The following is a 14427-nucleotide window of genomic DNA, read 5'->3' as shown; positions in this document are numbered from 1 at the left end:
TATAATCCCATTGGGATTGAGTAAATATAACGACGCACCTCCATTTACTCCCAATGTTCCCAGAATATCCGATATATCAGAACCCGTCACACGAGAGAAAATCGTGTCAATTCCAAGGGGATTGGCAAAATAGACGCGCCCCCCCTCACCTACATTAAATTCCCCAAAACTGTGGAACAGATTTGTGTCGCGAATCGCCCCTCCTTCAATCAAATCGGCGGGTAAGCCTTTTATCTCCACATTTGGTGTCACGATAGAATTTTCAGCACCTAAGGTAGTATCGGGTTGAATCTGCGCCAAGGTAGGTGAGGCGACGGATGCGATCGCGCCCCATCCCGCTATAATTAGGCTTAACCCCCATGGTCTATGCCATAATGCCTGGTTTGCCATATCCTGAGATGGTAGATGATGTTTAAGAAGGCACTATTATATCTCAAGTCGAGACGATTTAACCCTAGGGAACAGGAAACAGGAACAGTAGGCTCACATACTGTACCAAAATTTCTAACCGATGCGATCGCGTCCTTGAGATAATCTAAGATTAAGCAGGGACAATCCCAGAATAACCAGGAACAGCACTAATCCAATCGCGCAAGCATAACCAATTTCCAAATCCGAAAATGCTTGCTCATACAAATAATAGACCACAGTTTTGGAACTATTGCGAGGTCCGCCTTGGGTCATGATATAAACTTCTTCAAAGACCTTAGTCGCCGAAATAGCCGAAATTACCGCAACTAACGCCAAATAGGGGCGCATTAAAGGAACTGTAATATCCCAATGTTTCCCGTACCCATCCGAACCATCCAACGCCGCCGCTTCATAGAGTTGGTTGGGGATCGATTGCAAACCTGCCAGATAAATCACCATATAGTAGCCTAACCCCTTCCACACGGTTACTGCCATGACACTAAAAATTGCCCAATCTGGACTTGTCAACCAGGGAATTCCCTCTTTGAATCCCACCAAAGTGAGTATCTGATTAAATAAACCATTTTCTGCATAAAGCCATCGCCAAGCAATTCCCGCCACCACCATAGAAATCACCACGGGTGTATAATAAGCCGCCCGAAACCAACTTATTCCACGCAGTTTCTGATTGACTAAAATGGCTAATCCTAAGGGGAGTGTGACTAAAATTGGCACGACGCCAATCAGATATAACAACGTATTCCCCACCGTTTGCCAAAATACTCGATCTTTGCCCAAGCGTTGCAGATTCTTCAAGCCTACCCATTCAGGCGTTTGGGTCAAATCATAGTCGTATTGAGTAAAACTTAAGTAAAAGGCTTGACAAGCTGGCAAAAATACTGTTATCGCCAAGATAACCAGAGCCGGGAGCAAAAACAGGTACGGGGTTAACTTGGGCGGGATGACAATCGAATCCTTTAATTTAAAAAAAGTCATAACTCATAAAATACAGAAACCGTAGGGGCGCACCGACGTGCGCCCATTGCCGACGTGCGCCCATTCTCGTTTCCAGCTTTAGGGCGGAAATGATCCTTAAGCGGCTCCAGCCGCTTGTCAAAGGAGGCGGAGCCTCAACAGAGGCATTCCCAGGCTATGCCTGGGAACGAGAGTGTGCCTGGAAGCCTGCTCACTAACTGATTTGGCTTAAGTTGACACGGATGACGGATGGTGCACCCATTCCCAACGTGCGCTGATTCTTAAATTATTAAGGAAAAAGAAAGGATTAGCATTATACGGTAGCCTAGTTAACAGTTTCCTATTCTTAACCTTAGTGTAATCTTATTATTTACCAGAAAATTGGGTTTAAACAAACGTTTGCAGTAAGCGATGCGATCGCATACAGCACGCTTAGGTTCAATCGCTGTATTTTTCACGGTGCTATCTATCATCAACATCAGAACTATTTCATTCCTCATCCTGAAGAGGGAATTTCCCAGGACAAGACGTTGGAGTTATATGCAGCCGTGAAACATTTAGAGGTAAGCTACAGCCATTTATTGGAAAAAGATACACCACGAGAGCCAGAGACAAACGTACTGGAGCTTCTGAGTGTCCCGACACATCCACGCAGAGGAGACGGCGACACCCTATCCTGGCAAACCCTAGTGCAAGGCATTCCCCTACCCTTAGTGATTGCCCGGTTAAAGGATGGTGTGATTCTGTATGCAAATGACCCTTACAGCTCAACCTTTGATCGCCGCCGCAAGAAGAGTTCCAGCGTCAATGAACCCATTTGCGATCGCCAAACCCTATCCTTCTATCACGATCCCACCCAACGACAAGTAATATTACAGATATTAGTTAGCCAAGGCTATTTGCGGGATTACACCGTCAAAATGCCGAGTCGCCAGGGCAAGCCGATTTGGAGCCTAGTTTCGTTACAACGGTTAACATTTAAAGGAGAGTCAGCCTTTGTGGCAATTTTCCAGCCGATTACAGAGAGCCCCTATCGCCCCGAATCCCTCCCCCCCTTATCTGCATCGCATCCGCAAACAGCGACATCACCTCAACCAACACGCCGCCAGTTAATTGCCAATGCCTTGTGTGAACAAGAGGTCAAATTTTGTACCTTAGCCGAAACCATTTCCGCCGCTGCCTTAATCTACCAAAGCAATCAGTTGGTCTATGTGAATTCCCTAGTCTGTGAAATTACAGGATACAGCCAATCTGAATTGTTAACCATGGATTTATGGGACTTGCTGCATCCGAGTAGCCACGCCTTAATGCCCAAAAAATCCCTGAGTGAATGGAACGAGCAGGAATCACAACGTCGCTATGAGGTGCAAATCCTAACCAAAACCGGTGATAAACGCTGGCTGGAGATGAGTACCCGGATCATTGAATTTCAAGGGAAACCCGCCCTACTGTTAAGTGCCTTTGATATCAGCAATTACAAGCAAGCCGAAGCCGCTTGGCAAGAAAGTCAACGCACCCTAGCCACGCTGATGAGCAATTTCCCCGGGATGGCGTATCGCTGTCGAGCAGATAGTCAATGGACAATGGAGTTTGTCAGTGAGGGCTGTTTTAATCTACTCCACTACAATCCCCGTGATTTAATCGAAAATCGGGCATTAGTGTTCAGCGACGTAATTCATCCAGACGATAGAGAACGGGTGAAGCAGGATGTAAAAGCCGCCGTTACCGAAAAACGACCCTATCAAATAGAATATCGGATTACCACAGCAACCGGAATTCAGAAGTGGGTTTGGGAACAAGGTTGCGGCATTTTTTCTCGCCACGGAGAGTTGCAGGCTTTAGAGGGCTTTATTACCGATATCACCGAGCGCAAGTGGGCAACAGACGCCCTGGAACTTTTGCAAACTATGACTCAGGCGATTGGTGAAGCCCCAGATTTTCAGTCAGCCTTGTATGTCACTTTGAGTAAAGTGGGGGAAGCCACCCATTGGGATTTGGGCGAAGCTTGGGTCAAACGTGGTGATGGTAAGGTTTTAGAATGTTCCACGATTTGGCGCAGAGGGGAGGAGATGCCTGGGAAGGCACAAGCCAGAAATCAGAGGCTCCCAGGGAAGGCGCAAAATGGAAAGGTAAAAAGAAATGATAACGGGCGACTTGGACATGATCCCAAGTCCACTGGCACAGATAGAGTAGCAATGTCCCCCTATCCCCCTAGCTTGGCGTCTGATGAATCAACCTTAGCCGACTTTTGCCGATATAGTCCCGCCTTTACCTTTGCTTTAGGCTGTGGGCTACCGGGACGAGTTTGGGCATCCCGTCACCCAGAATGGATTCCCGATGTTTCCCGTGCGAATCATTCGGTGTTTGTGCGCTCATCTTTGGCAAAAGCCTGTGGTTTAGGGGCTGGCTTGGCGGTGCCAATTATGGCTGATGACGAGGTTCTGGCGGTGTTGACGTTTTTCCGGCTTGAATCGTGGCAAACGGATCAGCGATTGGTAGATTTGATTTCTACAGTAGCCGCCCAATTAGGGGTAGCGATTGAGCGCAAACAGGCGGAAGTGGCGCTGCGTTCCTCTGAGGCGGAGTTGCGGGCATTATTGGCGGCGATGACGGATTCTATTTTTGTCTTGGATGAAACGGGGTGTTTCCTGAAGATTGCCCCGACGAATCCTGAGCCTGTACTGTTGCCTAAGAATGCTTATGAATTGGTGGGCAAAACCCTGCATCAACTCTTTGCCCCAGCTCAAGCCGATCAGTTTTTGGTGTATATTCAGGAGGCGATCGCGACTTGTTCGCGTGTGAATATTGAGTATAGTTTACCCGTGGGCGATCGCGACGTTTGGTTTGCGGCGACGATTTCCCCCACGTTGGCAGACTCAGTGGTTTGGGTAGCACGGGATATTACCGAACGCAAACGGGCAGAACAGGCGTTGCAACAGGCAGAGGCTAAATATCGCAGTATTTTTGAGAATGCCTTGGAAGGAATTTTTCAATCCACCGCTGATGGGCATTATATTAGCGCCAATCCAGCACTTGCCCGTTTATATGGCTATTCCTCTCCCGATGAATTGATGGCGCGACTGACGGATATTGAACATCAGCTTTATGTTGATCCCCAGCGACGGACTGAGTTTAGTCGGCTGTTGCAAGAAAATGATGCGGTGGCTGATTTTGAGTCCCAAGTCTATCGCAAAGATGGCAGTGTGATCTGGATTGCCGAAAATGCTCGTGCTGTTCGCGATACGATGACAGGGGAATTGCTCTATTACGAAGGCACCGTCGAAGATATCACTGAACACAAATTGGCAAAAGACCAACTGCAAGCCCGGGCATTCTACGATACGTTGACAGGATTGCCTAATCGTGCTTTATTTATGGATCGCTTAAGTCATATTGTAGAGCGAGCCAAACGGCATCCTACCTATCGATTTGCCCTCCTATTTTTGGATTTAGATCGCTTTAAAGTGGTCAATGATAGTTTAGGGCATTTGATTGGGGATCAACTGCTGATTGGCATTGCCCGTCGCTTAGAATCCTGTTTGCGGACAGAGGATACGGTGGCTCGGTTGGGTGGGGATGAGTTTACTATCCTGCTAGAGGATATTGAAGACATTCACCATGCTACCCGGGTGGCAGAACGAATTCAGCAAGAATTGTCAGCCCCGTTTAATTTAGATGGACATGAAGTCTTTACGGGGGCGAGTGTGGGGATTGTTTTAAGTCGAGAGATCCGACAGGAGGGGGATATCATCCACTATGATCGCCCAGAAGATTTATTGCGGGATGCTGACACAGCACTTTATCGGGCAAAAGCATTGGGGCGATCGCGCTATGAGGTATTTGACCTCACCATGCACCAAAATGCCCTCAGCGTCTTGCAGTTGGAAACTGAGTTGCGGCGGGCGGTGGAAAATCAGGAATTTGAGGTTTACTATCAGCCGATAATATCTCTCTCGACTCATCAGATTGCTGGGTTTGAGGCACTATTGCGCTGGCATCATCCCACGCGAGGATTAGTCAACCCCAGTGAATTTATCCCCATGGCAGAGGAAACGGGATTGATTATTCCCCTAGGCTGGTGGATGTTGCGCCAAGCCTGTCGCCAGTTAGAATGTTGGCATGAGGGGGTTGAGGATAGTTTTCAAACTGGAGACGTTAATCATCAATTGACGATTTATGTCAATCTTTCCAGCAAACAGTTCTTACAACCCGAACTCCTAGAACACCTCGACGAAATTCTGCAACAGACGCATCTGCATCCGCGTCATTTAAAGTTGGAAATTACTGAAAGCTGCTTACTGGCAGATCCACAGACAGCAGAAGAGCGGCTCAAACAATTGCGCGATCGCCAGATTGGTTTATGTATTGATGATTTTGGCACGGGTTATTCTTCCTTAAGTCATTTACATCGATTTCCTATTGATACGATTAAGATTGATCAGTCTTTGATTAGTAATATTGGCATAGACAAAGGAGGGAATACTCAATCCGGTATGAGCGATCGCACCAAAGGCTTACCCCTGCAAATCGTCCGCACGATTATCATGTTGGCAGATAGTCTGGGAATGCAAGTCATTGCCGAAGGGGTAGAAACAAAGGAGCAATTGACTCAACTACTGACGCTCCATTGTGACTATGCTCAAGGGTATTTATTTCAAATGCCATTAGATGCGTTAACGGCGGGAAAACTTCGAGAAACAATTTAACCCGCATTCCGCACGTCAATTTGTAGCAAGAGGCGATTGAAATCGCTGCTACACTTGCCTTTCGTCCGCCTGCGCGGACTAGGTTATAACGGGGGTAGCTAACCCGGATTTAGTATTCCAAGTGGCTACAGCACGTTCTATACTGAACAGCTTAGACTAACCACGATGACGATTTCAATCCTCACACTGCTTCAGACAGGCATCTAAATAAATGTGAGCCACTTGATCAACGGGATTAATCTGTAAACAGTCTTTAAAAAGTTGGGCGGCTTCTGCAAATGAACGATTAGTATATAGAAATAAACCTTTTTCAAAATCTGGCTTCGTCATTAACTTTACCGAGCGAAGTTCTGGTGGATCTGCCTCAAATACTTCAAAAACAGAGACCATTTCGCTTTTCCCCTTAACCTGAACTTGACCGATAATCCGGAAGGCATATTCTATCGGATGATTTAGCTGTAAAAACGTGTGGTGAGAAATTAATAATGATACCCCATACTCTTTCGTAAGCTGTTCTAAGCGAGCGGCTAAATTGACCGCATCACTAATCACTGTGCCATCCATGCGGTTGTGTCCGCCAACAGTTCCCAGCATCAGCGAACCTGTGTTAATCCCAATCCCAATCTGAATCGGGGGACGATCCGGGCGTTGCCGCGTTTTATTATAGTCAGTCAACCGATTTAACATATCAATTCCGGCGCGAACGGCGTCATCAGCACTACCACTAAACAGCGCCATAATCGCATCACCGATATATTTATCAATAAAGCCACAATTTTCAACAATGGCTGGTTCCATGCGCGAAAGATAAGCGTTAATAAATTTAAAATTATCGTCCAAGCTCATCCGTTCCGATAGGGTAGTGAAAGAACGAATGTCAGAAAATAAAATTGACATATTCTTCTGCACCGCCTCGCCGAGTTCGACATCGACAATACTTTTTTTATCAAGCAATTGCAGGAAATTTTCCGGGACAAAACGTTCATAAGCTCGATTCAGTTGCAGGAGTTGAGCTGTGAAATCCTTGCGTTCAGCTTCAGCCTTTTTACGTTCGGTAATATCTTGAAACGCCGCGATCGCAAACGTCACCTTGCCCCCTTCGTCAAAAATTGGGATACCCCATGCTTCAATGGGAATAATCTGATCGCCCCGGTAAATTTCAATGTCATCAGCGGTGGCACTTTCTCCCATTAACGCCTGAACCACGGGCAATAATTCCGCCGGGTAGAGTTGTTCAGTCCCAGCAATATAAAATTGATAGACTTCAGCGAATTGTTCAGCAAAGGTATCAGGAACAACGCCTTTTCCCATCAACTGTTGTGCTCGTTGATTTAGGTAATAGGTTTTTCCGGTTGCATCTAATACCGCTACCCCAACCGGAACCGCTTCCAGAAATTGAGCTAATCGGCGTTCACTTTCCCGCGCGGCTTCTTCGGCTTGTTGATGTAACTCCTCTTCAATCGCATCGGAATGAGCCGTCGTGGTTTCGAGTAAAATCTCTAAGTCAGCATTGTGGCGCTGCAACTCCCAGGTTTGGTAAAGCGCGATAACCATCGCTGATCCGATCAACACCACTAGCGGCGAAACCACGGGTAACCACCAGTAGGCGATAAATGCCACAAAACTACCAACCACCAGGATACTACCCATGAGGAATGTGCCTAAAATGACAACCGTCCATCGGGGAAAAATCATGTCAGGGAATTGGTTAGCTTGCTGGAGTTTCCAACTTCCTCCAGCACCAATAAAAGACCAGAGTACAATCCATAACCACTCCACTGGATCGACCCAAATTGTCAGCCAAGAATGTCCGTTGATCTGATCAATGAAGGGAATTAAAAAGCGTCCATCAATAGCTTTGATCAAAGGGCGTCCCGCCATCGCCCCACTAATGATCTGACTGGCGATATTAGCATGAATAATAACGCCCGGTGTTTGCTGACGAGAACCGATAGTATTTTGACTATAGGGTGTAAAGAATAAGTCATTGGCACTTTGTCCGGTAGCGCCAATGAGAACAATGCGATCGCGCATCAAATCCGGTGATATCCGGTTCTCTAAAACATCCGCAATGGATACGGTTTGGAAGTTCTCAGCCGGACCGCGATAGTTTAATAGGATCTGATAACCACCCACATCAGCATTTACATAGCCACCCTCATTCCCCGTCAATGGCACAAAGATAGCCTTACCCAACTGCAAATGACTCTTTCCCTCATCCCTCATTTGCAGGGTAATCCCTTCGGCTTCCAGATACATTAACGCCAGCTTTACCCCTAATCCCAAGTGGATGGACTCATCGTCTAATTGCACAGACAGCAATCCTCGACGCACTTTGCCATCCGCATCCAAGACTAAATCAGCCATCCCCACTTGATCCAGTTGTTTTAAAATGGGCGATGGTGCGACGGTTTCGCCCACCACTTTTTCCACACCAATCAGGTTCGGTGTGGATTTAAACACCTCAACTAATTCCTGATGACCCGGTTCGACTGGTAAATCACGATACAAATCCAAACCAATCGCCCTCGGTTGTTGGGCGTTTATTTTCTCAAGTAACTGCGCTAAGACTTGATCGGGAATGGGCCACGTCCCGATTTGGGTAATATCAGACTCATCAATCGTCACCACCACAATGCGGGGGTCAACCGATTCTCGGGGACGTAGCTGAAAAAATCGGTCTAGTGTTGCCCATTCCAGAAGCTGAAACGAACCCGTCCCCGCTGTAGCTATCACCAATCCGGCGACAGTTGGCGCACTTATCAGTACCCCTCGCCATTTAGAAATATACTGCCTGAGCTTTTGCCACATTTAGGATGAGCAATCAAAATTAATATCAGTAGTCCCCTGATTGCCATTGGCTATATAGTTCCCCTTTTCCTACTGTAGCTCAAGTTCAGGTGAGCCGTGGCTCAGGCAGTTTGGCTCACCCTAAATGGTTAAATCCCAACTACACTAGTAACTATCTTCACTCCCTACGGTGTGCAGCGCTAGATCGTTATTCGCTCGGTTGAGTCGATCCGCGATCGCAGCTCGAAGTTTCAGAGCGATTGATGGCGTAGCCAATACCTCTTGGGCTTGTTCTCGGTAGATAGCACTGGTTACCGGATCAACTTGGTCAATTTTCTGTAAATTTGAAAATACTGTATCAGCAGAAATGGTCATCAGCTTAAACCCTTCCATTACATATAATTATGATCCTGACTTAATTATCGAACAGATGGCAATGTTGAATGATTAAGATAAAACAAAAATTATTCGACGCATCAGTAGGGGTTTGGTTACCAAACCCCTACTCTCAAATCAACTATCTCACTGTACGTCATGAAATTTCCCTTGTCTCGTCAGAAACGGCAAATTATTCAATTTTTCGGTTTATTCTGCTGCTGTTGCGTCCTAATTATTAGTTGTGGTGAGTTGAACACCTCGACACCCACTGATAATTCTGCGAGTTCAGTCACGAGCGTCAGTAGTTCTGAACGTATCGCGGTGGGTTCTGTCGCCAAACCCCGAACCCTTGACCCCGCTGATGGGTATGAAGTAGCGATTAGCGATATTATTACCAGCTTAGGCGATCGCCTCTACACCTACGCGGGGGATACTGATAAGCTGCTCCCCCAACTGGCGACAGAACTCCCGCAAGTCAGTGATGATGGTTTAACCTACACGATTCCTCTGCGTCAGGGAGTTACCTTCCATGATGAAACACCCTTTAATGCAGAAGCCATGGCTTTTTCCCTGAAGCGGTTTAGTGAAAACGGGGGTAAACCTTCAGCTTTACTTTCTAATATCATGGAATCAGTGGAAGCCACGGGGGAATACGAACTCACGATTAAACTAAAAAACGCCTTTGCTCCCTTCCCTTACCTGTTGGCTTTTCCCGGATTAAGTGCTGTTTCGCCTCAAGCTTATGAAATTGGGCAAGGCAAATTTAAACCCAATGAGTTTGTGGGAACGGGTCCCTATAAGCTAGTTTCCTTTGAGCCAAATTTAGTCAAGGTGGATGTTTTTGACGACTATTGGGGAGAAAAACCGCCCAATCAAGGCATTGACTTCCAGTTTCTCAGTAGTCCCGCTAACTTGTATAATTCCTTTACCACAGGTGCGCTTGATATTGCCTATCGTGACTTAGATGCCGATCAAATTCTCAGCCTTAAAGAGGATGCTGAAGCCAAGGGGTATCAAGTCTTAGAAAAGCCCAGCAGTCGCCTAGATTATATAGTGCTAAATGTCAAGCAAAAACCTTTAGACCAGGTAGAAGTCCGACAAGCGATCGCGGCGTTAGTGGATCGTGCTTTAATCATTGATCGCGTTTATCGGGGTCAAGCTGAACCAGCTTACAGTATTATACCCAAAACCTTTGCCACCAGCAAACCTGTATTCAAGGAACCTTATGGGGATGGCAATGTAGAAAAGGCAAAAGAACTTCTCACCCAAGCTGGTTTTTCTGCCGAAAATCCGTTTGAATTTGAAATTTGGTACAGTTCCGATAGCCCCCAGCGCCAACAAATTGTTACCCTACTCAAAGAATACGCCGAGCAAAAAATGGATGGTTTGATGCAAGTCAAACCGCAACCCGTTGAATCGACGACTCTCTTTGCTAATATTCCCAAAGGCATTTATCCCAGCTATTTAGTGGCTTGGTTCCCTGACTTTGGCGATGCGGATAATTACGTCAGTCCCTTTTTCAGTTGTACGAAAGGAACAGCCGAAACTGGATGTCAGGAAGGTGCCAGTCAAAGTCAAGGCTTCTTCTATTACAGTGAGAAAATGAACCAACTCATTGACGCTCAACGGAAGGAACAAGATCCCCAGGCGCGACAAGAACTATTTGGGCAAATTCAAGAGCTAATTGCTCAAGATGTTCCTCTGGTTCCCTTGTTGCAGAAAAAAGAATTTGCTTTTGCTCAAAAATCCTTAGAGAACGTGGAAATAAACCCAATTATTGGTGTATCGTTTTGGCAAGTTGATAAAAGCGCTTAAACCAACAACCCTGTAGAGACGTTGCATGCAACGTCTCTACAATCTGGATAGAACAGAATTCTATCTTTCGTACTATTGGAATGGCGCTCGCATCATACAGCGCTTTGCGCTGTAATAAAGTACAGTAGATAAAAGTCCCCCTTTTTAAGGGGGATGCGAGGGGGATCGACAATGTACCGCATAGCAGAGCAAACTGCTGTAACTACAAACTAATTTGAATTCCCATGTCTCGTTCTCGTGCCTTACTCTACTACGTCATCACTCGGTTGCTCCTTGCACCGTTAATGATGTTTACGATTGTAACCATCGTATTTTTGCTCCTCCGCGCTACGCCAGGAGATCCCATTGATGCGGTAATTGGTAATCGTGCGCCTGAAAGTGTAAAAGCTGAGTTTCGGGAAAGGTTGGGATTAAATCAACCGCTACCGTTACAGTATGTAAACTATTTACTCAGTTTACTCCGCCTCGATTTAGGTAGTTCAATTAGTGACCAAGGACGAGATGTTTGGCAAGTAATTCAGCAGTATTTTCCGGCGACGGCAGAAGTAGCGGTATGTAGTATGATAGTCGCGATAACTGTAGGAATTGGCGTGGGTATTTTTTCCGCCTCTCGTCCCGGTACAGTCTTTGATTTAGGTGGACGGTTATTTGGGATTATTACTTATGCCTTACCGATATTTTGGGCAGGAATGATTGTCCAGTTAATCTTTGCTGTACAGTTAGGATGGTTTCCTTTGGGTGGGCGATTTCCCGCATCAGCAATTCCGCCTACAAGACTCACAGGACTTTATACTGTTGATAGTCTCTTGAACGGTAACTTCAACCAATTTTTTACTGCCTTATACTATTTAACCCTACCATCACTAACATTAGGAATTCTCCTGAGTGGAATTTTTGAGCGTATTGTGCGGGTGAATCTCAAGCAAACTCTGAACGCTGATTATGTGGAAGCCGCACGGGCTAGAGGGATTCAGGAACGGACGATTCTGTTGCGTCATGGGTTAAAAAATGCTTTGATTCCGGTGATTACAGTAATGGGACTCACGTTTGCTTCGTTGCTAGGGGGTGCGGTGTTAACTGAAGTTACCTTTTCTTGGCCCGGATTAGCCAATCGATTATATGAAGCGATTCAGTTACGAGATTACCCGACGGTGCAGGGAATTATGGTGTTTTTTGGGGCTATTGTGGTGATAGCGAGCATTGCCATTGATATTATTAATGCCTTAATTGACCCCCGTATTCGGTATTGAATGTTGATGGTTCAGGGTTCAGGGTTCAGGTTTGATTGCTATCACTCCTTTTCGGCGGTATTCTCATGCCTATATGTAGGGGCGGGTTTCACGATTATCGTTTCTTTTGCACCCAGATGGGACTAAACCCGCCCCTGTGTAACGGCGCACCTCGGCAAAGGGCGCCCCTACGTTTATGCGGGAAAAATTGTTACTGAATCAGGAGTTTACCTAATCCGCGTTGATGCGAGCAGCGATTGGCAAGTGTGCTGCAAGAGAGTTAAATAACTCTCTTTAGTGAAATCAGGTAAAACTTATTTGATCAAACAATATTGTTTTACTGTCATTAGAAAATTAACCGATAAAAATGAAAAAAGGATTTAACCCTAGACAACCAAACCGTAACGCTTATTACGAGTTCTTGAATAAAGCATTGCCGACAATCAGACGCATAAAAGACAAAGACATCAAGGAGCAGCGAAGACAAGGGGAACAACTATTGAAATCTAATTTAGACAAACTGGATGATAAGTTTTCTAAAATGTTGCGAAGTTGGGCAAAAGCCGAGCTATCAACCGTGGAACCAGAGGAAGCCCAAAGAATTGCCGGATCTATTCATAATTTCTGCACTTACATAGCGCAATTTCCACTGATAAAACCAGAAATCAAGTGGGAAATTGTTATCACGGGTTGCCAAGTAGCTACCACCGTGTTTACTCGCGAAGCATATCTAACGGATTGGTTAATGAGCCAAAACCTTCTGGGAATTGCTTATCGTAACCAAGGACGGATTGATGAAGCGATCGCCATTTTTAAAGGGGCTGTAGAAATCTACTCTCCAGAAGTATTTTTTGAAAATGAAAGGTATCTTGATAAGTGGACAACGCTCCAAAACAGTCTGGGCAATGCTTACTGGAGTCGTAGCCAGAGTCAACAAAGTCCAGAAGAAAAACTCCGGAATTTGAATTTAGCGCTCGCTGCTTATGAGAAGGCGTTGCAAGGCACTTCCAAAGATGAATCTCCCGATGATTGGGCAAGGACTAAATATAATATATGTGATGTCTATGGCAAAATGGGAAAGACTGCGGATGCAATTATTTGCTATAAGCAAGCTCTAGAAGTCTTTCCCGAGAAAACTTATGAGTGGGCGCAGGCTCAACATGGTCTAGGTCGTGCCTATAGCAACCAAAGAAACATTGACCAGGCAATTGATTGTTTTCGGTTAGCGCTAAAAATCTTCACACCCACTGCATATCCTGAAGATTGCTGCAAAATAGGACGTAGTCTTGGATATGTGGCTTATAGCAATCGCCGTTGGCAGGAAGCTAGCGAGGGATATGGTATTGCTATTGAAGCGCTTGAGCAGCAAATTAACATTTGGGCTACAACAGATGCTCAGCGCCCTGATTTTACCCACCTCTTTGCCATTCAAAACCCGACAAAAGACCTTGACTACAGCGATATAGAAGTCCAAGCCATTAAGCAGTATTTCCATAGCAGTCACATCCTTGTCAAAGGCGATGCCAAAAAATCAGCTATTGACAACCAGCAACTCCAAACTGCCCACTGTATCCACTTTTCCTGTCACTGCGACTTCGACTTTGAACGCCCTCTGCTTTCTAAACTACATCTGGCTGATTGCCACATTTCCCCAAAAAATGACCCAGCTACTGCTTTCAGCAAATACCTTACTGTGTTAGAGCTATTTACCTTTGACCTCAGTCAATGTCGGCTCGTCACTCTATCTGCTTGCGAAACAGGATTAATCAACTTTCCATCCGCCACGGATGAGTATATTGGCTTAAACTATGGATTTTTGGTTGCAGGTACTGCCAGCATCGTCTGTTCTCTGTGGACTGTGAATGAACTCTCTACAGCCTTGTTAATAATCCGGTTCTATCAAAATCTTAAATCAGGCTCAACCGTTCCTATTGCCCTCAACCAAGCCCAAATCTGGTTACGAAATGCGACCAAAGAACAATTACAAGACTGGGCGCAAAGCTTACCTCTGAGTCCTGCAAAAGAAGAAGCGTTGTACGACTTTTTCTGTACAATAGATTTTGGAAGTAAACCTTTTGAGTCACCTTACTACTGGGCAGCCTTCTGTGCCATCGGTCAATAAC

Annotated in this window: 8 protein-coding genes; 4 read left to right on the top strand and 4 right to left on the bottom strand. The window is 45.8% G+C overall.

Annotated elements, in window-relative coordinates; genetic code table 11:
- Positions 1-390 (bottom strand): two-partner secretion domain-containing protein (locus RIM23_RS27195; protein ID WP_446371111.1); only part of this gene is annotated, 390 nt, incomplete at its 3' end.
- A 114-nt stretch (positions 391-504) separates the two neighbouring features.
- A complete protein-coding gene (locus RIM23_RS27190) occupies positions 505-1407 on the bottom strand; it encodes a carbohydrate ABC transporter permease (RefSeq protein ID WP_446371109.1) in 903 nt (300 codons plus the stop codon).
- Between the two features lie 509 nt (positions 1408-1916).
- Here RIM23_RS27190 and RIM23_RS27185 point away from each other — a divergent pair.
- Positions 1917-6092, top strand: coding sequence for an EAL domain-containing protein (locus tag RIM23_RS27185; RefSeq protein WP_446371107.1), 4176 nt, complete (start codon positions 1917-1919; stop codon positions 6090-6092).
- Between the two features lie 174 nt (positions 6093-6266).
- On the opposite strand, the gene RIM23_RS27180 is transcribed toward RIM23_RS27185, so the two are convergent.
- Together RIM23_RS27180 and RIM23_RS27175 are read right to left on the bottom strand one after the other, a co-directional pair.
- Positions 6267-8903 (bottom strand): CHASE2 domain-containing protein, encoded by a 2637-nt coding sequence (locus RIM23_RS27180; protein WP_446371105.1) that lies wholly within the window; start codon positions 8901-8903, stop codon positions 6267-6269.
- A gap of 144 nt (positions 8904-9047) precedes the next feature.
- A complete protein-coding gene (locus RIM23_RS27175) occupies positions 9048-9257 on the bottom strand; it encodes a hypothetical protein (protein WP_446371103.1) in 210 nt (69 codons plus the stop codon).
- 159 nt (positions 9258-9416) lie between these two features.
- Here RIM23_RS27175 and RIM23_RS27170 point away from each other — a divergent pair, with 159 nt between their 5' ends.
- The 3 genes from RIM23_RS27170 (at position 9417) to RIM23_RS27160 (ending at position 14426) form a co-directional block, all read left to right on the top strand.
- Complete coding sequence (locus tag RIM23_RS27170; RefSeq protein WP_446371102.1) at positions 9417-11075, top strand: ABC transporter substrate-binding protein; 1659 nt, start codon at positions 9417-9419, stop codon at positions 11073-11075.
- Positions 11076-11299: 224 nt separating this feature from the next.
- Complete coding sequence (locus RIM23_RS27165) at positions 11300-12325, top strand: ABC transporter permease (RefSeq protein WP_446371100.1); 1026 nt, start codon at positions 11300-11302, stop codon at positions 12323-12325.
- Positions 12326-12671: 346 nt separating this feature from the next.
- Positions 12672-14426, top strand: a complete 1755-nt coding sequence (locus tag RIM23_RS27160; protein WP_446371098.1) for a CHAT domain-containing protein — start codon at positions 12672-12674, stop codon at positions 14424-14426.
- Position 14427: the final 1 nt, after the last annotated feature.

This window comes from Coleofasciculus sp. G3-WIS-01 (genome assembly GCF_040223135.1).
Lineage (GTDB): Bacteria > Cyanobacteriota > Cyanobacteriia > Cyanobacteriales > Coleofasciculaceae > Coleofasciculus.
This window is presented reverse-complemented; position numbering and strand designations above follow the sequence as displayed.